The organism is Laedolimicola intestinihominis, assembly GCF_040096155.1.
GTDB classification, from domain to species: Bacteria; Bacillota; Clostridia; order Lachnospirales; family Lachnospiraceae; genus Laedolimicola; species Laedolimicola intestinihominis.
This window is the reverse complement of the sequence record NZ_JBBMFE010000009.1, coordinates 63,030-89,423: the sequence shown is the minus strand read 5'-3', so window position 1 is coordinate 89,423 and position 26,394 is coordinate 63,030. Positions and strand designations below refer to the sequence as shown.

Below are 26,394 nucleotides of genomic sequence, written 5' to 3'. Positions count from 1 at the left end.
CAATAATGATTTTATCAGGAAAGAATGAGGAAAATAAAAGTATGAAAAAGGCAAAACGTTGTCTGATTGCAGTGGTGGCAGGTGTACTTGTAGCATCTGCTGTCTTGTCTGGATGTGGACAGTCAAAGAAAGAAGTATCTAAAAATGATGATCATCTTACCGTTTATCTGTGGGAAAATCGTTTGATGAAAAATATTGCACCCTATATCCATGAACAGTTTCCTGATCAGGATATTGAATTTATTATTGGTAACAATGATACCGATTTATACAGTTATTTTAAAGAACATGATGAATTACCGGATATCATAACAGTACGTCGATTCTCTGGAACAGATGCACAGGACTTACAGCCTTATCTTATGGATTTTGCTTCTTATGATGTTGTTTCCAAGTATTATTCTTATGCGGTGCAATATTATAAGAATGAGGAGGATGAAATCCAGTGGCTGCCAATCTGTGGTATTCCGCAGACGATCATTGCCAACAAAACACTGTTTGATCAGTATGGCGTAAAGATTCCAGAAAATTATGAGGAATATGTACAGGCCTGTCAGCAGTTTTATGATAATGGCATAAAACCGTATTCCATGGATCTTGGTGAAGACTGGTCTAATAATGAAATCATCCAGGCAGCGGCAATCGGTGAGTTTACAAGCCTGGATGGTATTGAATGGCGAAACGGTGCAGAAACTGCAGTGGATGAAGTAAAGTTTGATGATGCATTATGGAAACGTATTTTTTCAGAAACCAGCCAGTTTCTGAAAGACTCGCACTTTGGTAAAGAAGATATCAATATTGACGTCGATACAGGAACCCAGATGTTTGTCGAGGGAAAATCAGCAATGTTTCATGGACATCCGACGATTATGCAGCAGCTGCAGAAACAGATGGATGCGGAGCTGATCCGTATCCCTTACTTTTCACAGACATCGGATGAATCCTATGTGTACATGACTCCGTCCTTAAACATTGCATTTAACAAAAACCTGGAAAAAGACCGGGAGAAACTGGATACTGCACTGGATGTGCTGGACTGTATGATTTCAGAAGAGGGGCAAAAGCTGATTGCGGGTGGAAGTGGTGTTATTTCATTGAATACAGATGTTCCAACCATGATGCAGGATGTGCCTGGACTGGAAGATGAAATTAATAATAATGCTGTTTATATCCGATATTCCGCCCAAAAATCATTTCATGCAGGTCTTGAGGCTGTTCACGGATTACTGTCAGGGGAAATGGATGAAACACAGGCTTTTGATACTTTGCGCAGTGTAATGAACCGTAAAGATTCAGAAGAAAAAGCAACGGTGAATTTTGAAAATGAATATTCCATTTCACTGAACGATAGAAGTGGCCGTGATGCAGCATCTTCCATTTTAACTACGATCAGAGAAGAAAATGATGCACAGCTGGCTCTGACACCATATTATTATTTCACTTCTTCTATGTACAAAGGAGAATGCACCAATAGCCGGGTTGGCATGATGACAGCGAAGAGTTCAGATACAGCATTATATTTTGCAAAAATGAATGGTAAACAGGTTTGTGAACTCGTGGAAAATTATCTCGCCGATGCGGATGAGAATTTTTATGTAACCAATAAATACGAATTACCAATTGCATCCGGTATGAAAATGATCGTCAATCAAGAGGAAAGTGGATTTTCGTTAAAGGACTTAACAGTTAATGATAAGAAAATAGACAAAGAAAAGGAATACTCGATTCTTCTTACAGACACCACAATGTCTGTTTTGAAAAAAATAAATCCGAAATGTGAGATTGAGCAGCTTAAAGAGACAACATTATCAAGTGCATGGATCGAAGCAATGTCAAAAGGACAGCAGCCGTCAGCACCGGAAGACTATATAGAGGTTGAACAGTAAAAGTGGAGATAGAACAAACGGTAAATAAAAGAAAAAAAATAACAAGGCTGTTGCTTATACTACTTATTATTCTTTTAAGCTTAGGTTGTATCAAGTATCTGATAAGTAAGTCTAAGAAGTATATCAGCGAAAACGGAAAAAGCAGTATGGGAGCTGTTGTTGAACAGATACAGCAGACCTATGATCTTCAGGTGAGTGGATACTACAGCCAGCTGCAGTTGGTTGAGGAATTTTTACTTCATGAGAGGGAGCTGTCTCTTGAAACGGATGTGAACAAAAGTTTCTTTGAGGCATGGGAAAAAGAATCGGAAAGTACACTTATATTCCTTCAGGAGAATGGTCAGGCAATATCAGCAGGTGGAACAAAAATGCGGATTGATATGCCAAGTAAACTTCTGCTGGACTTAAAGAATGGATACAATATTGGAAAACTGGTGCGTCTTGATTATGATCAGAAGAAAAAAGACGGTTATCTGGTTGCAATCCCATGTCAGGAATATACGATCAATGGGGAAACTTATACGGCAATTGGAACTGTGTATGATCATTCGAAACTGGATTCCATGTTAAAACTGAAAGGTTATGATGGGAATGCATATTTGTTCATGTTGGATCATGACGGAAATATTACGTATACGAACCAGAGTGGTGATAAATACCTGCGTAATTATTCTTTGTTAAAACATTTAAAAGGGGAACAGGCTGTTACAGAAGAGGAAGCTGATTTGTTCAAAAAGAAGTTTGATAACAGGGAATCCGGAGTTGCACTTTTGGGAAAACAGAACCCCTATTATCTGGGGTATTGCCCGATAGAAAGCAACAACACCATTTTGGTATGCATTGTGGCAAATGGAGTTGTTGACAATGTGCTGATGGATTACCAGAAAATGGTGCTGTTTACAACAATACTCATGGCAGGTTCTATACTTTTACTTTTTGCCGGATTATTCTACAGTATTTCCAGACTTAGTCTTGCAGATCAAAAAGCAGAATATGAAAAAAGAAATAATGAACTTCATTTACAAACAATGAAGGAAATGGAAGTAGTCAATCAAAAACTGAAAAAGGCAAAGAACGTTGCAACAGAGGCTTTACAGACAGCTGAAAATGCAAATAAGGCGAAAACGGATTTCCTGTCTAATATGTCACATGATATTCGCACACCTATGAATGCAATCATTGGTATCACATCTTTGATCAGACATGATGCAGGTAATAAAGCAAAAGTTATAGAGTATGCAGATAAAATAGATATTTCATCACAGCATCTGTTAGGAATTATCAATGATGTTTTGGATATGAGCAAGATTGAGGCAGGAAAAACGGTTTTTAAGTACTCTGATTTTTCAATTTTGGAATTTATGCAGGAACTTGACACTATATTTCATTCTCAAATATATGAAAAGCAGCAGACTTTTACAGTCATAAAAGAAAATATTCACCATGAGTGGGTGAATGGTGATCAGGTTCATTTGATGCAGATTTTCAGTAATCTGCTGTCTAATGCCATAAAATATACGCAGGAGGGTGGAAAAATTCAGCTTCTGGTAGAAGAATGTGAGACAAAGTCATCTGTCTATGCAAAGTACCGCTTTTTAGTCTGTGACAATGGTATGGGAATGTCGGCAGATTTCAAGGATACAATTTTTGATGCGTTTACCCGTGCGGAAAGTTCCCTTACAAACAAAATACAGGGAACCGGACTTGGAATGGCGATTACTAAGAACCTGGTTGAGGCAATGGGAGGTACCATTGATGTGGAAAGTGAACTGGGACAGGGAAGCTGTTTTGAGGTTCTCTTGGATCTGAAAATTGCAGAGGATAGAACGGCCGCTCTGGCAGCACAAGAAGAAACAGATGAGCAGGATGGTAATATCCTGCAGGGAATGAGATTCCTGTGTGCAGAGGATAATGAGCTGAACGCAGAAATCCTGACGGAGCTGTTAAAGATTGAAGGTGCGGAATGTACCATCTGTGAAAATGGCGAAAAGATTTTGAAAACATTTGAGCAGTCTGCTCCAGGTGATTATGACGTGATCCTGATGGATGTGCAGATGCCTGTTATGAATGGTTATGAGGCAACGAAGGCAATCCGCAGAAGCTCCCATGAACTGGCAAAGACGATTCCGATCATTGCCATGACTGCCAATGCATTCTCAGAGGACATTCAGCATTCTCTGGCAGCCGGTATGAATGCACATATTTCAAAACCGGTTGAGATGAAGGTGCTGGAAAAAACAATCAGAAGTATAAAATCTGGTGGGGGGGGTACAGAAATGCAGGCTACTGAACAGTGACAAATGGATTTGATACGGCAGTGCAATTTTATTAAACCAGGAGGTTGACAAGGAGATGTATGGAGAAATATATTTGACAGACAGACAGACAGACAGACAGACAGACAGACAGACAGACAGACAGACAGACAGGAGATTTAATATGATTTCGAGAGCAAAGAAATATGTGGCAGTATTATTGGCTTTTGTATGCATGTGTATGATATTTTCTCCCCTGACTGCATATGCAGCCGAGGACAGTTCGCAGCATGAAACTGTCAAAGTCGGTTTCTTTGCCATGGATGGATACCATATGATAGATGAAGAGGGGAACCGTAGCGGTTATGGCTATGATTTCCTTCGGTTGATGGCCCGTTATTGGGATGTAGATTACGAATATGTCGGATATGATAAGAGCTGGGATGATATGCAGCAGATGCTTGAAGATGGCGAGATTGACATGGTAACATCTGCCCGCAAAACACCGGAAAGAGAAGAAAAGTTTGATTTTTCACGTCCAATCGGAACCAATTATGGGATGCTGACCGTCCGCAGTGACAACAGCACGATTGTGGACGGCAATTACAGCACTTACAACGGTATGCGTGTGGCGCTTTTGAACGGAAACACCCGGAATGAAGAGTTTGCGGATTTTGCAGACAACAAAGGATTTACATATGTTCCATCTTATTTTGATACGACCACAGAAATGGATGAAGCCCTTCAGAGCGAAAAAGTTGATGCGATTGTTACCAGTTCTCTGAGAAAAACAAACAATGAGCGAATCGTGGAGAAATTTGGCAGCAGCGATTTCTATGTCATTGTTAAAAAGGGCAATACAGAATTGCTGAATGAGATCAATTATGCGATCGATCAGATGAATGCGGTTGAGGGTGACTGGAAAACGACACTTTATAATAAAAATTATGAAAGCATCGAAACTAAGAATCTGGAATATACGGAGAAAGAAAAAAGTATTATTTCACAGTATTCCAAGGACAACCCGCTTCATGTTCTGTGTGATCCGACCCGTTATCCATATTCTTATAATGAAAATGGTGAGATGAAGGGTATTATCCCGGATTACTTCCGGAAAATTGCAGACTATGCCGGGATTTCCTATGAGTTTCTTACACCTGCCACCAGAGATGAGTATATTGCTTATCAGAAAAATAAGGAAACAACAGATATGAGCATCGATGCACGCCTGGAAACAGATAACTATGCTGAGACGAATAAATGGGGGATTACGGCACCTTTCATTACGATGCAGCTGGCAAAGGTGACACGGCGTGACTTTGATGGAAAAATTAATGTTGTTGCTACTGTTGACCAGACAGCAGCAAATTCAATTGCAGATGCAATGGCACCCGGTGCAGAAAAACTGATGTGCAGTACCCGACAGGAAATGATGGAAGCTGTCCGTGAGGGTAAAGCAGATGCTGCCTTCGTCTACTATTACATGGCACAGGCGTTTGTGAACAGTGACACTACGGGCACCATGACATATACTATGCTGGAACAGCCTACATTCACCTACCGTATGGTAATTTCATCAACTGAGAACCATGCGCTGGCTGGTATTCTGACGAAAGCAATGTATGCCATGCCCCAAAATCTTGTTGAAGATCTTGCAGCACAGTATACCACATACAAAGCAACAGAGCTGACATTTGTTGACTGGATCCGTCTGCATCCTGTTGTTACTGTTTGGGTTCTTCTTATTTTTGGATGGCTGCTGACTACTATGGCTGTGATCATGGGGCGTCTCAGTGCAAGAAAAAAAGCTCAGAAGGTGGCCCAGGAGAAAGCTGAGAAAATGACGGAACTGGCAGAGTATGCACAGGCTGCAGACAAGGCAAAAACAACATTTCTGTCACATATGTCCCATGATATGAGGACACCGATGAATGCAATCATAGGATTTACCGGTATTGCAATGAAAAACAATCCGTCAGACGAAGTGAAAAATTGTCTGGAAAAGATAGACGAAAGCTCAGAGCATTTACTGTCGCTGATCAATGATGTCTTAGATCTGACCCGTATCGAAAGTGGAAAAGTGAAATACAATCCGGTACCGGCGGATGTGAAAAACATTACAGATTCTGCATTGAATATTACAAAAGGCTTTCTTACGAACAGGGATATCAGCTTTAAGATCCAACGTGAAGAAGTAAAGATCCCAAATGTACTTGTGGATCCTGTACGTCTGCGAGATGTGCTGGTTAATATTCTGAGCAATGCCGTGAAATTCACTCCGGATGGGGGGACGATTACCTTTGAAGCCCGGTGTCAGGAAAAGGGCGGGGATGGATATATAAATATGCGTTACCGCATTTCGGATACTGGTATTGGCATGAGTGAGGAATTTACAAAAGAAGTTTTTGAGGAATTTGCACAGGAAGATTCCGGTGTGAGAACGCAGTACCATGGAGTTGGACTGGGGATGGCTATCGTAAAGAAGTATGTAGATATGATGGGTGGAACCATTTCCGTGCAGAGTAAAAAGCATGAGGGAACCACATTTACTGTGGATATTCCTTTGGAAATTACAGATAAGGAATGTAATAAGTCAGAAACAGGTATTTCTGAAAAGTTAAATCTTACAGGTGTGAATGTCCTTCTTGCAGAGGATAATGAGCTGAATGCAGAAATTGCGACCGTGCAGCTGGAAGAGTTTGGAATGAATGTAGAAAGAGCTGTAGATGGAAAGAATGCTGTTGAGATTTTCAGAAATCATCCGGAAGGCACATTTGATGTAATCCTGATGGATATCATGATGCCTGAAATGAAGGGTTATGAAGCGGCAAAAGCAATCAGGGCGATGAATGACAGACCGGATGGAAAAAACATTCCTATTATAGCAATGACAGCCAATTCATTTGCTGAAGATGTTCAGGCATCACTGGATGCAGGAATGAATGCACATTTATCAAAGCCGATTGTGATTGAGGAAGTTATAAAAACGATTTTAAGGTATGTTCATTAAAACTACATCGATGGAGGTATAAGAGGAAGGGATCATAATGGATAAAAGACAAAAACAGATAAAATTGGATTATATAATAAAGAGTAAAAGTACAGCAGAAGCTGTCGCAAAGATATTTATAAAAATGTTGTGTGGGTATTGAACATTAATGAATGTAAAATTAAAATCTGGAAGCAAGCAAGCAAGCAAGCAAGCAAGCAAGCAAGCAAGCAAGCAAGCAAGCAAGCAACTGTAGCTTAGAGGAGGGGAGAAAGATGAAGAAGTGCAAATTAGTACAGAATATAATGAATTTCAAATTTTGTTATATTATATTTTGCACAATGATATGTTTTATTGTTTTATCCGTTCCTACATTTGCCAAAGAAAACTCTGACAATGTTATCCGGGTAGGATCTTTTGAAGAAACTTATAATACCGTCAATGAAAAGGGGGAAAGAAGAGGATATGGTTATGAGTATCTTCAGGATATAGCAGGTTATGCAGGATGGACATATAAATACATAACAAGTGATTGGAAAAACTGCTTTACACAGTTGGAAAATGGAGAGATTGATATTCTTGGTGGCGTTTCCTATACAGACGAACGTGCTGAAAATATGCTTTTTTCCGATATGCCTATGGGGGAAGAGAAATATTACATCTATACGGATGCATCCAATATGGATCTTACAGCAGGAAATTTGGATTCTTTTGAGGGAAAAAATATTGGTGTATTTAAAGGTCTTATATTGGAGGATATGCTTAATGAATGGGAATCAAAATATGGTCTGCATACGAAGCATATCAATGTTTCTACAACCACAGAAATTATGGACAAACTGTCGAAACATGAAATTGACTGCTTCGTTTCGGTAGAAGAATCCCGTTGGGAAGAATCTGATATTTCGCCTGTTGCAAGTATTGGAGAGACAGAAATCTATTTCGCTATAAATCCAGAACGTCCGGATATCAAAGAAGCACTGGATAGTGCTATGCGCAGAATCAAGGATGACAACCCATTTTACACAGATGATCTCTACAGGCGTTATCTTTTTGCACAGAGCAGCTCGTTTCTTTCAAAAGAAGAAAGTGAGTGGATCAGGCAGCATGGTGCAATCCGGATAGGGTATCTGAATCAGGATGGAGGTATCAGCAGTGTAGATCCATCAACAGGTAAACTGACAGGTGTTATTACAGATTATGTGGATCTTGCAGAAAATTGTCTGCAAGGTCAGATTCTGGAATTTGAATTAAATGGATATGAGACAAGAAGTGAACTGCTTCAGGCATTGCAGGATGGAAAAATAGACCTGATTTTTCATGCAAACCAGAATCCATACTTTGCAGAAACAAATGGATTTGCTTTGTCGGATACGCTATTGACTCTCAATATGGCAGCAATTACGGCAAAGGATTCTTTTGATGAAAATAAAGAGAATACAGTTGCCGTTGAAAAAGATAATTTTGCATTGAAAGCATATCTTTCATACAATTATCCGCAATGGGAGGTCGTGGAATATGAGACATCAGATGCAGCAGTAAAAGCAATGCAGAAAGGGGAGACGGATTGTATTGTAAGCAATTCAGATACTGTTTCAGACTATTTGAAAAATAATAAGCTTCATAGTGTTTTCCTGACAAAAGAAGCTGATGTTCCATTTGCTATTCAGCAGGGAGAACCGGTTCTTTTGTCCATTCTGAATAAAACACTGACATCTATGCCTACAACTCAATTTTCAGGTGCAGTAGTTTCGTATAATGCTTCTTCACGAAAAGTTACATTGAAGGATTTTATTCAGGACAATTTACTGATAGTTTCACTTGTCGCTGGAATTTCTTTTTTCGTTGTTCTGTGTATAATTCTTGATTCTTTGAAAAAATCAAAACGTGCGGAAGAAAAATTCAAGAAGTCTGCCGAGCAGGCATTGAAGCTGAATCAGGAGCTTGAAGAAAAACAGCAGGAATTACAAAATGCACTTGTAGAAGCACAGAGTGCCAATAAGGCTAAGACTTCCTTTTTAAATAACATGTCTCATGATATCAGAACACCGATCAATGGTATTATTGGCATGCTTACGATTCTTGAGAAAAGCGGAAATGATGCTGAGCGGGCAAAGGATTGCATGAATAAAATACATGAGTCATCGAAACTGCTACTATCATTGATAAATGATGTTTTAGATATGGCAAAGTTAGAATCAGATACAGTGGTTTTTGGTGATGAATCCATCAATCTGGCTCAGGTATGTCAGGAAATCACGGAGTCACTATCTTTTCAGGCAGAAGAAAAAGGACTTCATGTTATAGGAGAACATGATGATTACAGTGGTATATATGTTTGGAGCAATGCAGTTCATCTGAAAAAAGTATTGATGAATCTGTTTACAAACAGTATGAAGTACAATAAGGTGAATGGTTCTATTTACATGAGTATGAGAACGATTGAAAGATCAGAAGATCACATGACATGTGAATTTAAAATAAGAGATAATGGAATTGGAATGTCAGAAGAATTTATAAAAAATGAATTGTTTACTCCATTTGTACAGGCAGATAATTCTCCACGTTCTGATTATAATGGGACAGGTCTGGGAATGCCTATTGTGAAACAACTTGTAGAAAAGATGGGCGGAACCATAACAGTTGAAAGCAAGCTTGGTGAAGGAAGCTGTTTTACTGTAATACTTCCATTTAAAATTGATACGAATGCACGGCCAGAAGAAAAAGAAGATTTTGATGCAGATATATCAGGTGTCCGGGTATTGCTGGTTGAAGATAATGAGCTGAATGTGGAAATAGCAGAATTTATGCTGACGGAAAATGGAGCTAAAGTAGAAACAGTGAACAATGGGTTAGAAGCTGTTCAGCATTTTGAAGCTTCCGAACCGGGAACATACGATGTTATTTTAATGGATGTTATGATGCCGGTGATGGATGGTCTTACTGCTGCAAGAACAATAAGAGACCTGGAACGGCAAGATGCAAAAACAATCCCTATCATTGCTATGACTGCAAATGCATTCAGGGAAGATGCCGAAAGGTGTATGGAAGCAGGAATGAACGCACATCTTGCAAAGCCGTTGGATGATGAAAAAATTAAGCAGACCATAAGCGAAGAGTTGAGAAAGCAAAATGCCTGTCATAAATGATTATGAGGCAACCGCAGCAATCAGGAGCCTTCCAGATGCATGGGAAAAGCAGACAGGAAACATAGAGAGAGGATTTTGTTATGACAGAAATGAAATATATATTTCCGAAGCAACTGCAGTCTGTGGCTGCTTTAGCTTTTATAGCCGTGCTACTCGTTCTGCTTCTTATCCTGACTGTAATGGTACATATGAGGAACAGAAAACTGAAAAGTACGTTGGAAGAACAGATGGCGGAAAGACGGCTTTTGGATAAGATATGTGCAGATTTTACGGCTGTCTATTATGTTGAATTAAATACCGGTTCCTTTGAAATTCTCCATATAAACGATGGAACCAACGTAAAAAAAATGAATCTGAAACAGGGTGATAATTTCAATTCTTCTGCTGACCAATATGCGGTTCAATATCTGTATGATAAAGAAAGACAGGAATTTAAGGACTGGATTTCGACAGGGCATCTAAAGGAACAGCTTTCCCGGAAGAAGCGCATTACATACCATTATAGAAGTAAACCGAATCCGAACCAGCATGAATTTTTTGAGGCACAGGCAGTCAAAATATACGAGGATGAGAAACATTTTTTCGCACTGGTGGGTTTTCGGCATATTGATGATATCGTACTCTGATATATTGCGGATAATAGTGTATAATATGCGAAATTTCGCATTTAAAATTGTATTTCCAGGCAAGATATGAGTGTTATAATAAAAGATATATATTAGAAAAAGGAAATAAAAAATTGGCAATCGAAGTAGAAATCAAACTGAAAATCCGGGACAGGCAGGCCCTGGCAGCGAAGCTGACCGAGTTGGGCTTCCGCCCCGGCAGGTTGCTGCGGGAGACGGACGTGTACTTCCGCGCAAAGCACCACGATTTTGCAGAGCGGGACGAGGCCCTGCGAGTGCGGGAGACGGAAGATCTGGAGACCGGGGAGAAGACGGCGCAGTTGAATTTCAAGGGGCCGAAGCTGGATGACGCCTCCATGACCAGGAGGGAAATGGAGACAAATGTTGGCGATGGCGGGACCGTCCGGGCGATTCTGGAGCAGATTGGCTTTACGCCAGTGATTCCGGTGGAAAAGGTACGGAACTATTTTCACCGGGGACGGCTGACGGCCTGTGTGGATCAGGTGACCGGGCTCGGGGAGTTTCTGGAGCTGGAGATTCTGACGGAATCCGAAGAAGGACGGAGCGCGGCACTCACCGAGATAGAAGAAGTATTGCGGCAGATCGGGCATTCTATGGAGGATACGACCCGGATTTCCTATCTGTCGCAGTTATGTTCTAAATTGGAAAATGAAATATAGTCAAATTGTCATTTTTATAAGAGCATAATGGGACAGAGAATTTATCCATATAATAAATTAGCATAAGTACCAAAAGTTTGTAGTCTCTTATTATATAGAATAAAATATATTTTATATGCACAGAAAAGGTGTAAATATAGCAATATAAATTACAAGTCAGGAGAACAAAACCATGGAAGAACACCAGATCCCCCACAAGCGCCGCGTGCGCTACAAGGGCAAATATCCGAAAAAATTTGAAGAAAAATACAAGGAGCATCAGCCTGAAAAATATCAGGATATGGTGGAGCACGTGATCCGGAAGGGCAACACGCCTGCCGGCATGCACATTTCCATTATGGTAGAGGAAATCCTGGATTTCCTGAAAATCCAGCCGGGTGAGACTGGCTTTGACGCTACTCTGGGTTATGGCGGCCATACCAGGGCTATGATGCAGTGCCTGAAGGGACAGGGTCACATGTACGCCACAGACGTGGATCCGGAGGAGTCGGCCAAGACGAAGAAGCGGCTGGAGGATCAGGGCTTCGGCGAGGATATTCTGACCATTAAGCTGCAGAATTTCTGTACCATTGATGAGATTGCGAAAGAAGTGGGCGGTTTCGATTTTGTATTGGCAGATCTGGGAGTTTCTTCCATGCAGATCGATAATCCGAAGCGCGGCTTCTCCTTCAAGGTGGACGGCCCGCTGGATCTGCGCCTGAATCAGCAGAAGGGCATCAGCGCTGCGGAGCGTCTGGACATCATTGACCGGGACGAGCTGGCAGGCATGCTCTATGAAAATTCCGACGAGCCCTACTGCGAGGAGCTGGCGAAGGCCATTACTGATGAGATCCGCCGGGGAAATCGGGTGGATACTACCACAAAGCTGAGGGAGATTATCGAGAAAACGTTGGATTTCCTGCCGGAAAAGGAGAAAAAAGAAACGGTCAAAAAGACTTGCCAGCGGGTATTCCAGGCCCTTCGTATCGACGTAAATCAGGAATTCGAGGTGCTTTATGAGTTCATGGAGAAGCTGCCGGGCGCTCTGAAGCCGGGCGGACGCGCGGCCATTCTGACCTTCCATTCCGGCGAGGACAAGCTGGTGAAGGCAGCCATGAAAGAGGGTTATCGCTCCGGCATTTACAGCAGCTATTCCAAAGACGTAGTGCGTCCGTCAGCCGAGGAATGTGTGCGGAATCCCCGGGCCCGCTCCACGAAAATGCGTTGGGCCGTCCGGGCAGCGGAATAAGCAGAAAACAGTCCATTTATGAGAAAACATATCTGTTATGTCAGGTATGAGTCTTGAATAACTGCACGCCACATTCTCGTTACTTTAGTGATGAGTTAGGCGTGCAAATTTGAAAATAAAAAACAGAACTGATGTTTACTTTCTGCGTTACATATGGTACTATATAAACATGGAAAAAGATATATTTACTATCAGAGAAAACACTCTTTTATATGGTCGAGGTTATGTGTACTCTTTGCAATATCATCTCGTCTGGTGTACAAAATACCGGAAAAAGGTGTTGACAGATGGCCTTGATACCGAATGCAGGGAAATGCTGCAAAAGCTGGCAGAGGAATACCGCTTTCAGATTCTGACCATGGAGGTTATGCCGGATCATATCCATTTGCTGGTGGATTGTAAACCACAGTTTTTTATTTCTGATATGATAAAAATCATGAAAGGAAATTTGGCAAGGCAAATGTTTCTTGTACATCCGGAATTAAAGCAGAAGTTGTGGGGCGGGCATTTGTGGAATCCATCTTATTGCGCGGTGACAGTCAGTGCTCGGAGCAGGGAACAGGTACTGGCATATATTGAGGGGCAGAAAGAAAAAGAAAAGCGAAGAAATTAGGAAATGAGGTTTTATCATGCGGATTACATCCAGTTATGGCGTGGAAATAAAAAAACAGAATATTCCCATCCGCCATACGCTGCGGATTTACCGCTCTGCAGTCAGTTATCTGATTCAAGTGTACGCGGAAAGCTGGGAAAAACTTTCCCAGATTGATAACGCAAAGAAGCAGTTTAATGCAGCGGAACATCTGGTGCATGAGACGAAAAAGAACCATGCAAGGTATGATTTCGACCTGCATTTTCCGAAGATGCCATCTTATCTGAGAAGAGCAGCGATACAGCATGCGCTTGGAAGCGTCGCTTCCTATGAAACAAGACTTGATTTATGGAAAAATGGACTCCTTACGGGAAAACCGAAGCTGATTTCGGAAAATCATGCCATGCCGGTATTTTACCGTGACGTCATGTACCGGGAGGCAGAACCGCAGGAGGATGCGGCATATCTGAAGCTGTATGACGGCCACGACTGGAAATGGTTCCGGGTAAAGCTGCTTTATACGGATATGGAATATCTGCGAAAAAACTGGGTTGGGGAAAAGGCCTCTGCTCCTACTCTGGAAAAACGACATCATAAGTATTTTCTGCGCTTTTCTTATACGGAAGAAGTAAGCCTTACTAAAACAGATATCAAAGAACAGACCATTTGCAGTGTGGATCTGGGAATCAATACGGACGCGGTCTGCACCATCATGCAGGCAGACGGAACTGTCCTGGGACGGAAGTTTATCGACTTCCCCAGTGATAAAGACCGGCTGTATCATGTATTGGGCAGAATCCGCAGATTTCAGAGACAGCATGGATCCAGACAGACACAGAGCCGTTGGGCTTACGCAAAGCGGTTGAATATGGAGCTGGCCCGGAAGACAGCGGCGGCCATTACAACCTACGCTGCGGAAAATCATACAGATGTTATCATTTTTGAGTATCTGGAAATGCAGGGCAAGATCAGCGGAACTAAAAAGCAGAGGCTTCATTTATGGAGAAAACGGGATATCCAGAAGCTGTGCGAGCATCAGGCGCACCGGAAAGGAATCCGCGTATCCAGGATCAGCGCCCGAAACACCAGCAGGCTGGCATATGATGGAAGCGGTCCGGTAGTTCGAAATCTGGAGAATCACAGCCTTTGTACCTTTCAGACAGGAAAACAGTATAACTGTGATCTGTCTGCAGCTTATAATATCGGAGCAAGATATTTTATACGGGAATTACTCAAACCCTTTTCGGAAACGGAAAGGTCTTTGCTGGAGGCAAAAGTTCCTTCGGTAAAGCGTAGAACCTCATGTGTCTATGCAGACTTACGGCTGCTCAGTGCAGAACTGGCGAGCCAGAAGGCAGCATAGATACAGGCAGATATACAGTGGACTACCTGAGATGTGGAAACTGGCCGTATCCGGCCAGAAAAGTGCGTAACCGCGCCGATTCTAAGTCGCAGGCGTATCCGCCGATATGAAGTCTTGCCGCTTAAGGCGGCTGAGAAGCACATGACTTTAGTCATGTGAGGTTCACGGAAAGACAAAAGGGCGTTATACTATATAGAAACGCAGCGTGTGAAAAGCCGATAAACGGGAGCGGCAGAGAAGGAACACAGCTTGCGTATATAACAAAAACGGGAGGATTTTATCATGAAAATCGCAGTAACTTATGACAATGGCAATGTATTTCAGCATTTCGGAAAGACAGAGTCTTTCAAGGTATATGAAGTAGAGAATAATCAGGTCGTAAAAAGTGAAGTGATTGGCTCCAACGGAACCGGACACGGCGCTCTGGCAGGACTTCTGGCAGATCAGGGCATCGACGTACTGATTTGCGGCGGCATCGGCGGAGGAGCCCAGGCAGCTCTTGCAGAAGCGGGTGTGGAGCTTTGTTCCGGAGCGGAAGGTGACACGGACGCAGCTGTAGAGGCTTATCTGAAGGGAGAACTGACAAGCGCAGGCGCAACCTGTGACCACCATGATCACGAAGAGGGGCATTCCTGCGGCGATCATGAGGAAGGCGGCTGCGGCGGAGATTGCGGCAGCTCCTGCGGAGGCGGCTGTGGCCAGCCGAAGCTTACCGGACGCAATGTGGGCAAGACCTGCAGAACCCATTACAAGGGAACCTTCAACGACGGCACTCAGTTCGATTCTTCCTACGATCGGGGCGAGCCCCTGGAGTTCGTCTGCGGCGCAGGCCAGATGATCCGCGGCTTCGACGCGGCGGTGGCAGACATGGAGGTAGGCCAGGTGGTGGATATTCACCTGATGCCCGAGGAAGCCTACGGCATGCCGAATCCGGACGCCATTTTCACACTGGAAATCGCTCAGCTTCCGGGCTCTGAGGAGCTGGAGGTGGGCCAGGGCGTATACCTGACCAACCAGTTTGGCCAGCCGTTCCCGGTAAAAGTGGCCGCCAAGGACGAGAAGACGATCACCTTCGACGCCAACCATGAGATGGCGGGTAAGGAGCTGAATTTCAAGATTGAGCTGGTAGAAGTAAAATAAGACAGAAGAAAGATACAGGACATTTTTCGGAAAAACCGGAGATGTCCTGTATTTTTTGTTATGGAATAGGAAATTCCGATAGAATTCCCTATTCCACAAAAGCAAGCAGAGCTTGCAAAGATGCGCACTCGGCGCAGTGGTAGATGGTCGCTGAAGCAACCGCGCCTCGGCGCGAGAATGTGCCAATGGCACATTCTTTCTTATATTAGGAAACACTGTGTTACATTAAAGTACGAAAGCTATGATTCCTATAGAGCAAAAAAACCATCCGGGGGATCGTACTGCGGCGGAGCAGAAGAGAAACTAATTTTTGAAAAAAGACTGAAAATCAGTAAAGTGGGAAAAACTATAGATTGTGAAAAAAATATCTGATAATTTTACTCGCTAAAGCATTGACGCATCACAAAAAAGTGTATATAATTGTGCATTAAGGCTTTAAAAATCCATATGCCAGGACGGTAGGAGGTACAATATGAGCTATTATGACAGAGCTTTGGAGATGAAGGACGAGCTGGTAGCCAACCGTCGTTATCTCCATGAAAATGCAGAGGTCGGACTGACGCTTCCGAAGACAAGAGCGTTCATTGAAGAAAAATTGAGAGAGTACGGAATCGAACCGCAGCGCTGCGGCGAGGGCGTGACCGGACTTATCGGAAAGGGCGGCAAGGTGTTGCTTCTGAGAGCAGATATGGACGCATTGGCTATGCCGGAGGAGAGCGGACTTCCCTTTGCTTCCAAGGATCCGAAGGCAGCGCACTGCTGCGGTCATGACATGCACGCTACTATGCTTCTGGGTGCGGCGAAGATGCTCAAAGAACATGAAAGCGAGCTGAAGGGAACCGTCAAGCTGATGTTCCAGCCCGGAGAAGAGTGCCTGAACGGAAGTCTGAATATGCTGGAACATGGAATTCTGGAGAATCCGAAGGTAGACGCAGCTCTTGCATATCATGTGGGACCGGGTCAGTTGCCCATTGGTATGTTTATGTATAATGACAATTCCACCATGATGTTTTCTAATAATTCACTGAAAATCAAGGTTAAGGGAAAAGGCGGTCATGGAGCGCTTCCTCAGAATTGTATTGACCCTATCAACATCGGGGCACACATTATCATCGCGCTTCAGGAAATTATCGCAAGAGAATTTGATCCCCATGATGCCTGTGTTATTACCGTGGGAACCTTCCATGCAGGAACAGCCATGAATATCATCCCGGAAGAGGCGGAGCTGACAGGAACTTTGCGTGCGGACACAAAAGAGGCGCAGCAGAAGCTGATGAAACGCGTAAAAGAAGTTGCAGAGGCTACCGCAAAGGTATACGGGGCAGATACAGAAGTGGAAATCAGCGCAGGCGGACCGCCGCTTATCTGTGATCCGTCCACTACGAAAGAGTTTGTAGGCTATATGCGTGAGCTGAAGCTGCCGGAAACCATGGAATATCCGAATATCTCCGCAAGCGCGTCGGAGGACTTCGCATTTGTGGCAGAACAGGTACCGTCCACTTTTATGTATCTGTCCAGCGGCTATATGGATGAACGCGGTGCATATTCCGCTCATAATCCCAAGGTACAGTTCAATGAGGAAGTTCTGCCCAGAGGCGCGGCATATCTTGCACACTGCGCGCAGCGCTGGTTGGAAGAGCACGCATAAAAGAGGAAGAGGAGAGGGAGTATGTTTCAGAAGAAAACAAAAGAGGATGATCCGGAAAAACTGACCCACGGCCATGTATTTGCCTACGGCATGGGCGCATTGCCCGCCAATATGAACAATCAGCTGCGAAGCAGCTATCAGCTGTCCTTTATGACAGATATCGCCAAGATTAACCCGGCTATCGCGGGCGCGCTGATGACCATCATGGTTATCTGGGACGCTATCAACGACCCAATTATCGCGGTTCTGGCGGATCGTACCAACACGAAGCGTATGGGTAAATACCGTCCCTGGATGTTCTGGGGCAGTATTTTATTAGGAATTATTACTATTTTGTGCTTTGTAAATCCGGGATTTACGGGAGCCATGAACGCAGGTTATTTCTTCCTGGTGATGTTTATCTACTGCTGGGTGCAGACCATGTTTACGGTATCCTGGCAGGCGCTGAACAGCGTTATGAGTGCAGACCCGCATCAGCGTAACCGTTTGCTGACCTACCGTCAGCTGTTCGGAACCGGAAGCGCCATCGTGGTTTCCATTCTGGTTATGCCCATCGTCAATGGCGCGGCTACGGAGGCAAAGGGCTGGCTGACCATCGCTGCCATTGTTGCTGTCTGTGATATTATCGGTGGTCTGGCCTGCTGTGTGGGCGTCCGGAAGAAGGATTACTACAACAGCCTGCCTGAACCGGAGCGGTTTACCTGGAAGGATCAGCTGCATATCGTTGTACATAACAAGCCGCTGCTTCTGGCAGCAGGCGCCTATGGAACTCTGTTCCTGATGATGAATACCATCAATGCGGCGAACATTTATTTCTACCGTATTGCCCTGGGAAGCACTGACATCATCGCGCTTTCCGGCGTTATCAGCCTGGTATTTTCCATTGGTGTTATCCCGTTTGTGCCGGGTATCCTGAAGAAGATGGAGAAGCGTACCATGGCGATGCTCGGCCTTGGTATCTACCTGATTCAGCCCATCGGTTATCTGGTTATGAGAGGTACCCTGCTGGCAGAGACCTATCAGTACAACTCCAAGATCCTGATGATCTTCCTGGTACTGACCGCATTTGGTGCGTTCGGCAATATCGTGGCCAATATCGCTATCGTAGCGTTTATCATGGATGTGGCAGACTACACCGAGTGGAAGTTCCACACCGCACAGGCTGCGTTTGTGAACAGCGCCGTAACCCTTCTGAAGAAGCTGAGCGGTTCTGTCTCCACCCTGGTCGTAGGTATCGCGCTGGCGGCGGTAGGTTATGTAAACTACAGCATTGTAACCCCGCAGCTGAAGTCCATGGTAGTGGATATCTGCATCTGGCCCCTATTCGCCATGGGCATCCTCTGCTTCATCATGCTGAAGGCCTATCCGCTGCATGGTGAGTTCAACACGAAGATGCGTGCGGAGCTGAAGGAGCGCCGGGCAAATAAGAACGTATAGCGGTATAGAAATACTGAAAATAAGACCGTCATTCCTGAAAAAATTTCCCAGGAATGGACGGTCTTATTTTTTGGAAAAATAGTAGTTGACGGACTCTTTAGAATATGCTACATGCATATAACAGTAATAGTTACTATTTTGAAATAAAAAGAAAGGAGATTACATCATGGGAACCAATAAGTACGTCGGAACAAAAACCGAAAAGAATCTGTGGGAGGCCTTTGCGGGCGAGTCCCAGGTGCGCAATAAGTACACTTATTTCGCGTCTGTGGCGAAGAAAGCGGGCTATGAGCAGATCGCGGAGCTGTTTCTGAAGACAGCAGAGAACGAGAAGGAGCATGCGAAGCTCTGGTTCAAGGAGCTGGGTGAGCTGGGCGATACCTCTGAGAACCTGCTTCACGCGGCAGAGGGCGAGAATGCCGAGTGGACGGATATGTACGAGCGCATGGCGAAAGAGGCCGAGGAAGAGGGATTTCAGCAGCTGGCGGAGAAGTTCCGCGGCGTAGGAGCTATTGAGAAGACCCACGAGGAAAGATACCGCGCGCTGCTGAAGAACGTGGAGACCCGTCAGGTATTTGAGAAGAGCGGCGTCCAGATCTGGGAGTGCCGGAACTGTGGCCATATCGTAGCAGGCACCGAGGCCCCGAAGGTATGTCCGGTCTGCAACTATCCGCAGAACTATTTCGAGGTTCGGAAAGAAAATTACTAATTTGGAAAAGAATGGACGTAATGGAAAAAACCTGTTACACTGAAGAAAACAACGGAAACATGGAATCTTTATGAAAAATGTCCCCAAAACACGTATTTTCCGCAACTATAAGTAAAAGGAAATATCGTGCGAGAGGAGGAACCCCTATGACCGACAAAAAACTTCTGCACCTGCTGGATCAAAATCCGGAAGAAGGCATGGGTCTTCTGATGGAAGAGTATATGGGCCTTTTGTGGAGCGCCTGCCGCCTGTATCTGACGAATCCGGAGGATATCCGGGAGTGCGTACAGGAGACCTTTGCGGATTTTTACGGAAACCGGGAGCGGTTCCGGACGGAAAAGGGGACGATCAAAGCATATCTCTATGTGATTGCCAAGCGAAAGGCCATCCGGATGGTGACCCAGAACGGGAAGCAGAGTGCAGTCCCCCTGGAAATGCTGGAGGAAGCTGCGGCGGACAGCGGCGAGGACGCCATCCTGAACCGGGAGGCGCTGGAGCAGGCCCTTGGCAAGCTGAAGGAGCAGGACAGCCGGATGATCCGGATGCAGTATTACGATGGCCTGACCTGCCGGGAGATCGCCGAGGCCATGCAGCTCCCCGTGGAGACCGTGAAAAAACGGCAGCAGCGAAGTCTCAGAAAGCTTCGGCTGGCATTGATGGTTCTGGCAGCACTGGGAATTTTGGGAGCCTGCGCGGCGGCAGTATTCCGATACCGGTTTAATCCGGTGACCGGGATCCGGGATGCGGAGGAGGAGATTTATAGAGGGACGGCGCTTCCCCTGGAAGTGGAGACCGAATACGGCAAGGTGACGGTAGAATATGCCATCTGGCAGGAGCAATATCTCTATGTGAAAATGACAGTCGTTCACCCGGAGGAGGACGACTGGTTTGATACCGTCCGAGAGAATATCTGGGTGGAAAGTGAGGATGGCACCCATTTGTGTGGCTCAGGTTCCAGCGGTCAGGATCTCCTGAACGGGCTTCTGATTCTGGATTGGGATTTCACTTTCTATAAACCTCAGGAGCAGTTTCTTCTTCATTTGTTTGATCAGATCGTAACGTTACAGATGACAGCGCTTACGGAATACGACAGTCTGGACGCCATCGGCCAGCCGGTGACCCATAAGGGCCGTACCCTGGTGGTAAGCGGGGACTGGAAGGATGAAAATATCTTGCAGTTGAACGCCTGGAGCTATGGGAAGGAACTCTGGAAGATCTGCGGTCTGGGGCATTATCCCATATTGCCGGAGGAACGGGAAAAAGAGGATTATGTACTCTGGCTGCACGACGGCCTGGATGGCAGCGGCAGCTTCACAGCGGAGGTAAGCGCGCAGCAGGGCAAGCCCTATCAGCTGAGGATTCCGGCTGTCTCTCTGAAGGCAGAACTGGGAACGGAGGGTCCGCTTTTTGAGGTGCCCATTCCGGCGGAAAATGGCTCGGAAGCAGTGGATATTCCCTTTGAAGTGGGGGAAGACTGCTATCATATCGTGAAAATAGAGCGAAAGGTGACAGAAACAGAGATGGAAGATGGTTCCATCAGGTATGGCACTCAGATACTTTTGTATGTAGAGCCGGTTACCCTGGAGAAGAACACAAAATTATTTTCCATTTCCGCCAGCTGGGGACGGATGAAGACGGGAACATCCTATTCCCTGAACCGGGAAAGCGGTGAGCTGGAAGCAGACGGAGAAACTGCGCCGTTTTTTACGGCTGAGGGAAGCACCTGGCCTCCGGCCATGTATTACGAGGGCGAGTACGCGGAATATCGGCAGGAGCTGATGCTATACTACAGACCGGATGAAACGATCCCGGAAAAGACCTGGGTTCGCATAGATAAAGTTGTAAAAAACTGGGAGCAAAAATATAGCTATACGATCAGATAAAGGAGTCACCATGAAAAGAATCAAACAAATCTTCGACGGCGAATACGGCTGCGAGGAACGCACAGCCGACGAAAAGGCTAAAGTACTGGTCATCCTGGAGGATGAAACCGGCCAGGAGAGCAGCCTGTCCGTAGAGGACGACTGGCTGAGGGCGCAGGGGCTGGAGGAAGGCTCCGCGTGGCCGGAGAACTAGCCGAAGTCAAAAGAATATGGAGGAAAGCAGGACAATACGAAAAATCCGCAGGCCATCCGGTGAAAAACACCGAATCTCCTGCGGATTTTCATTGATGAGTTATATATCCAGTGAATGTAATTGCCAATATTAGATACGAGCTACGCCGCTCTTTCTTGCAGCCTCAGCTACAGCCTCAGCCACCCGATCCTTCAGTCTGGAATCGAAAGCAGCCGGCAGAATATAGTTTGCGTTCAGCTCTTCATCAGATACCAGAGAAGCGATGGCGCGTGCAGCGGCAATCTTCATCTCGTCGTTGATATCGGATGCGCGTACATCCAGAGCGCCGCGGAAGATGCCCGGGAATGCCAGTACGTTGTTGACCTGGTTCGGGAAATCGCTGCGGCCTGTGGATACCACAGCAGCGCCTGCAGCCTTTGCCTCGTCCGGGAAAATCTCCGGAGTCGGGTTTGCGCATGCGAAGATGATAGCATCCTTCGCCATAGTAGCGACCATTTCCTTGGTCAGAACGCCCGGTGCGGATACGCCGACGAATACGTCAGCACCCTTGATGACCTCAGCCAGGGTACCCTTCTCCATGTTGCGGTTGGTGACAGCTGCGATTTCTTCCTTGATGGGGTTCAGCCCCTCACGGCCCTCGTAGATAGCGCCCTTACGGTCTGTCATAATAACATTTTTCAGGCCCATGCTCATCATCAGCTTGATGATAGCGATACCGGCTGCGCCTGCGCCGGAGGTAACGATCTTTACGTCCTCGATCTTCTTGCCTACCAGCTTCAGAGCGTTCATCAGACCTGCCAGTGTGATAACGGCAGTACCGTGCTGGTCGTCATGGAAAATCGGGATATCGCAGCGCTCCTTCAGCTTCTGCTCGATCTCGAAACAGCGGGGAGCGGAGATGTCCTCCAGGTTTACGCCGCCGAAGGAGCCTGCCAGCAGAGCGACGGTATTCACGATATCGTCCACATCCTTGCTCCGCACGCAGAGCGGAATCGCGTCCACATCACCGAAGGCCTTGAACAGCACGCATTTACCCTCCATAACCGGCATACCGGCTTCCGGTCCGATATCGCCCAGACCTAGGACTGCGGTACCGTCGGTCACTACGGCTACGGTGTTCCAGCGGCGGGTCAGCTCGTAGCTCTTATTGACGTCCTTCTGAATCTCCAGACAGGGCTGTGCGACACCCGGTGTATAAGCAAGAGAAAGAGCCTCCTTGCTGTCTACGGCAGCGCGGGGAGTAACCTCTAGTTTGCCTTTCCATTCATAGTGTAATTTCAGTGATTCTGCAGCGTAATCCATGATAAATTCTCCTTTTCTCTGATAAACGGCATCATTGGTATATCCATAATTGCGACCACTTTGTATTTTTAGCGGTACAATAATTTCTATCCGTATCATAGCGCGACTTTACAGAAAAGTAAAATATATATATAATAAGTTATTATAGGAAAAACCTATAGATCCGAAAATGTGTCAGGAAAAGGAGGCAAAGTCCATGACCATCGCCAAATTACAGCAGTTCCTTGCAGTCTGTCAGTTCCAGAGCGTCAGCCGCGCCGCGGAATTTTTGCATATTTCCCAGCCTTCCGTGTCAGGAACCATCCGGGATCTGGAAAGCGAGTTTCAGATCAACCTGTTCCGCCATGAGGGGAGGCGCCTGGTCCTGACGGCGGAGGGAAGCTTCTTACGGGAACGGGCCCAGAAGCTGATCCGCCAGTTCGACGAACTTTCCTGGCAGATGGAGGATCTGGGAAATCAGAAAAACCGGTTCCGTATCGGGATTCCGCCCATGGCCGGGACGGTCTTTTTCCCGCAGCTCTATAAGGCGTTCCAGGCAGCGTATCCGGAAATCACTCTTTCTATTACGGAATGCGGTTCCCTCCATGCGGAAAAGCTTCTGGAGCAGGGAGAACTGGATCTGGCCATGGCCACGCTCCCGGCGGCTCCTTCTCCGGAATTTTCCTGTCAGAAGCTTGCGCGGACACAGCTGGTGCTCTGCGTCAGTCCTTCCCATCGCCTGGCCCGGGCGAAAGCAATCGATGTGACCATGCTGGAGGGGGAGCCTTTGGTACTTTTCGGAACGGATACGGCGCCCTCCAACGCAGTGCTGTCCCTTTTCGCGGAGCAGCAGCTGCGGCCCAATGTGCTGCTTTATTCCAGTCAGCTCAGCATGATTAAGCAGTTTATTTCCGATGGCACGGCAGCAGCCTTCCTGATGGACGCCCTGGCCCGTCAGGAGCCGGATCTGGTAGCGGTTCCGTTTTCCGAACCCATTTATTTTGACACGGTACTGCTGTGGAAACGGGATCAATATCTCTACAATGATGTGGAGCACTTCTTACGGTTTGCCAAAAAATTCAAATTTCAGGGAATTATTGAAAAAACATGAGGTTTCATTAAGATTCCTGAAGTTTATATTGAAGGAGAACAAGGCGATGAAGAAAAGTATAGGAAAAGAACAAATGTTCCGAATTCCCTATACTTTTTTTCATATCCGTGTTATAATTTTCAGTGACTTTAAGTATGCTAAATCCATCAGGAAAAGGAAATCACACGATATGAAAGAACAAGGACATTCGCAATCCGCTTCGCTGCTTGCTTATGAAAGCAGCCCCAAAGGCGGTGCTGCTTTCAAATTACACAGCGAATACCAGCCCACCGGCGACCAGCCCCAGGCCATTGCGAAGTTGGTGGAGGGCTTTCAGGAAGGCAATCAGGCCCAGACTTTACTGGGTGTTACGGGATCGGGCAAGACCTTTACCATGGCCAATGTGATACAGGCCCTGAACAAGCCGACCCTGATTATTGCCCACAATAAAACCCTGGCGGCGCAGCTCTACGGCGAGTTTAAAGAGTTTTTCCCGGAAAACGCGGTGGAATATTTTGTTTCCTACTACGATTATTACCAGCCGGAGGCCTATGTGCCTTCGACGGATACTTATATTGCAAAGGATTCGTCGATCAACGACGAGATTGATAAGCTGCGGCTGTCGGCTACGGCCGCCCTGATTGAACGGCGGGACGTGATTATCGTGTCCAGTGTCTCCTGTATCTATGGTCTGGGTGAGCCGGAGAATTTTGAGAAAATGATGGTTTCCCTGCGGCCCGGCATGCAGAAGGATCGTGATGAGGTGCTGCGGCAGCTGGTGGATATCCAGTATGACCGCAACGATATGGATTTCAAGCGCGGTACCTTCCGGGTGCGGGGTGATGTGGTGGAGATTATTCCGGCCAATGAGTCCGAGCTGGCGGTGCGGGTGGAGTTTTTCGGGGACGAGATCGACCGGATTACCCAGATTGATGTGCTGACCGGCGAGATCAAAGGGGAGCTTGAGCACGTGGCCATTTTCCCGGCGTCTCATTACGTCGTACCCATGGATCAGATTAAGCGTGCGGCAGCCGATATCGAGAAGGAGCTGGAGGAGCGGGTGCGTTACTTCAAGAGTGAGGACAAGCTTTTGGAGGCCCAGCGCATCGCAGAGCGGACGAATTTTGATATTGAGATGCTGAAGGAGACCGGCTTCTGCTCCGGTATCGAGAACTATTCGAGACATCTGACCGGCGTAGCGCCGGGCACGCCGCCCAATACACTGATGGATTATTTCCCGGATGATTTTCTGATTATCATAGATGAGTCCCATAAGACCGTGCCCCAGATCCGCGGCATGTACGCGGGCGATCGATCCCGGAAGACCACGCTGGTGGATTACGGCTTCCGTCTGCCGTCGGCGCTCGACAACCGTCCGCTGAACTTCGAGGAATTCGAGAGCAAGATTGATCAGATTATGTTCGTCTCCGCCACGCCGGGCGAGTACGAGGCTGATCATGAGATGCTGCGGGCGGAGCAGATTATCCGGCCTACGGGACTTCTGGATCCCAAGGTGGAAATCCGGCCTGTGGAGGGCCAGATCGACGACCTGGTGGGCGAGGTGAATAAGGAGGTGGCAGCAGGCCACAAGATCCTGATCACTACCCTGACGAAACGCATGGCTGAGGATCTGACCGACTACATGCGGGAGCTGGGTATCCGGGTCAAATACCTGCATTCGGATATCGACACCCTGGAGCGGACCCAGATTATCCGGGATATGCGTCTGGATGTCTTTGATGTGTTAGTTGGTATTAACCTGTTGCGTGAGGGTCTGGATATTCCGGAAATTACCCTGGTGGCGATTCTGGACGCGGACAAAGAAGGGTTCCTGCGTTCCGAGGTCTCCCTGATTCAGACCATCGGTCGTGCGGCACGAAATTCTGAAGGCCATGTCATCATGTACGCGGATACCGTTACCGATTCCATGCGGCTGGCCATCGATGAGACCGAGCGCCGACGCGCGCTGCAGGAGGCATATAATAAGGAACATGGCATCACGCCGAAGACCATTCAGAAGTCCGTACGGGATCTCATCAGCATTTCCAAGGAGATTGCCAAGGAAGAGCTGCAGTTCGAGAAGGATCCGGAATCCATGAGCAAGAAGGAACTGGAGAAGCTCATCAAGGACATTGATAAGAAGATGAAGAAGGCGGCTGCGGATCTGAACTTCGAGCTGGCGGCAGAACTGCGTGATAAGATGATAGAATTAAAGAAGCAGGCAAATGAGCTTTAAAACCTGCGT

19 protein-coding genes are annotated in these 26,394 nt (G+C 46.1%); 18 read left to right on the top strand and 1 reads right to left on the bottom strand.

The window, feature by feature from the left end:
- The first annotated feature begins 41 nt into the window (after positions 1–41).
- From WMO29_RS10620 to WMO29_RS10545, 16 genes are all read left to right on the top strand, one after another.
- Entirely contained in the window at positions 42–1,886 is a 1,845-nt protein-coding gene (locus tag WMO29_RS10620; RefSeq protein WP_349164759.1) for an ABC transporter substrate-binding protein, read from the top strand.
- A 2-nt stretch (positions 1,887–1,888) separates the two neighbouring features.
- Positions 1,889–4,183 (top strand): ATP-binding protein, encoded by a 2,295-nt coding sequence (locus WMO29_RS10615; RefSeq protein WP_349164758.1) that lies wholly within the window; start codon positions 1,889–1,891, stop codon positions 4,181–4,183.
- A 142-nt stretch (positions 4,184–4,325) separates the two neighbouring features.
- Entirely contained in the window at positions 4,326–7,151 is a 2,826-nt protein-coding gene (locus tag WMO29_RS10610; protein ID WP_349164757.1) for a hybrid sensor histidine kinase/response regulator, read from the top strand.
- Positions 7,152–7,405: 254 nt separating this feature from the next.
- Positions 7,406–10,279, top strand: coding sequence for a response regulator (locus tag WMO29_RS10605; protein WP_349164756.1), 2,874 nt, complete (start codon positions 7,406–7,408; stop codon positions 10,277–10,279).
- Complete coding sequence (locus tag WMO29_RS10600) at positions 10,263–10,532, top strand: hypothetical protein (protein WP_349164755.1); 270 nt, start codon at positions 10,263–10,265, stop codon at positions 10,530–10,532. Before WMO29_RS10605 ends, WMO29_RS10600 begins: the two co-directional genes overlap by 17 nt.
- Positions 10,525–10,905 carry a hypothetical protein gene (locus WMO29_RS10595; protein WP_349164754.1) on the top strand — a complete coding sequence of 127 codons (381 nt, stop codon included), beginning with the start codon at positions 10,525–10,527 and terminating at the stop codon, positions 10,903–10,905. The genes WMO29_RS10600 and WMO29_RS10595 overlap by 8 nt, the downstream gene beginning before the upstream one ends.
- Before the next feature lie 113 nt (positions 10,906–11,018).
- Positions 11,019–11,585, top strand: a complete 567-nt coding sequence (cyaB, locus tag WMO29_RS10590; RefSeq protein WP_349164753.1) for a class IV adenylate cyclase — start codon at positions 11,019–11,021, stop codon at positions 11,583–11,585.
- Positions 11,586–11,757: 172 nt separating this feature from the next.
- Complete coding sequence (gene rsmH / locus WMO29_RS10585; RefSeq protein ID WP_349164752.1) at positions 11,758–12,813, top strand: 16S rRNA (cytosine(1402)-N(4))-methyltransferase RsmH; 1,056 nt, start codon at positions 11,758–11,760, stop codon at positions 12,811–12,813.
- Positions 12,814–12,982: 169 nt separating this feature from the next.
- The gene (gene tnpA / locus WMO29_RS10580; RefSeq protein ID WP_349164778.1) at positions 12,983–13,426 is read left to right on the top strand and encodes an IS200/IS605 family transposase; all 444 of its coding nucleotides are present in this window, start codon (positions 12,983–12,985) and stop codon (positions 13,424–13,426) included.
- Between the two features lie 16 nt (positions 13,427–13,442).
- Complete coding sequence (locus WMO29_RS10575; RefSeq protein ID WP_349164751.1) at positions 13,443–14,768, top strand: IS200/IS605 family accessory protein TnpB-related protein; 1,326 nt, start codon at positions 13,443–13,445, stop codon at positions 14,766–14,768.
- Between the two features lie 282 nt (positions 14,769–15,050).
- Positions 15,051–15,908 (top strand): NifB/NifX family molybdenum-iron cluster-binding protein, encoded by an 858-nt coding sequence (locus tag WMO29_RS10570; protein WP_349164750.1) that lies wholly within the window; start codon positions 15,051–15,053, stop codon positions 15,906–15,908.
- Between the two features lie 472 nt (positions 15,909–16,380).
- On the top strand, positions 16,381–17,556 hold the full coding sequence (locus WMO29_RS10565; RefSeq protein ID WP_349164749.1) for a M20 metallopeptidase family protein: 1,176 nt from the start codon (positions 16,381–16,383) through the stop codon (positions 17,554–17,556).
- Positions 17,557–17,577: 21 nt separating this feature from the next.
- Positions 17,578–18,993 carry an MFS transporter gene (locus tag WMO29_RS10560; protein WP_349164748.1) on the top strand — a complete coding sequence of 472 codons (1,416 nt, stop codon included), beginning with the start codon at positions 17,578–17,580 and terminating at the stop codon, positions 18,991–18,993.
- A 166-nt stretch (positions 18,994–19,159) separates the two neighbouring features.
- Complete coding sequence (rbr, locus tag WMO29_RS10555) at positions 19,160–19,702, top strand: rubrerythrin (RefSeq protein WP_158363643.1); 543 nt, start codon at positions 19,160–19,162, stop codon at positions 19,700–19,702.
- Between the two features lie 146 nt (positions 19,703–19,848).
- A complete protein-coding gene (locus WMO29_RS10550) occupies positions 19,849–21,585 on the top strand; it encodes an RNA polymerase sigma factor (protein WP_349164747.1) in 1,737 nt (578 codons plus the stop codon).
- A 10-nt stretch (positions 21,586–21,595) separates the two neighbouring features.
- Positions 21,596–21,778, top strand: coding sequence for a hypothetical protein (locus WMO29_RS10545; RefSeq protein ID WP_158363641.1), 183 nt, complete (start codon positions 21,596–21,598; stop codon positions 21,776–21,778).
- Between the two features lie 129 nt (positions 21,779–21,907).
- Here the strand turns inward: WMO29_RS10545 and WMO29_RS10540 are convergent, their stop codons facing one another.
- The gene (locus tag WMO29_RS10540) at positions 21,908–23,080 is read right to left on the bottom strand and encodes an NAD(P)-dependent malic enzyme (protein ID WP_349164746.1); all 1,173 of its coding nucleotides are present in this window, start codon (positions 23,078–23,080) and stop codon (positions 21,908–21,910) included.
- Between the two features lie 196 nt (positions 23,081–23,276).
- On the opposite strand from WMO29_RS10540, the gene WMO29_RS10535 reads away from it, so the two are divergent.
- Both WMO29_RS10535 and uvrB read left to right on the top strand, forming a co-directional pair.
- Positions 23,277–24,170, top strand: coding sequence for a LysR family transcriptional regulator (locus tag WMO29_RS10535; RefSeq protein ID WP_349164745.1), 894 nt, complete (start codon positions 23,277–23,279; stop codon positions 24,168–24,170).
- Between the two features lie 169 nt (positions 24,171–24,339).
- Positions 24,340–26,385, top strand: a complete 2,046-nt coding sequence (gene uvrB, locus WMO29_RS10530; RefSeq protein ID WP_349164744.1) for an excinuclease ABC subunit UvrB — start codon at positions 24,340–24,342, stop codon at positions 26,383–26,385.
- Positions 26,386–26,394 lie beyond the last annotated feature (9 nt).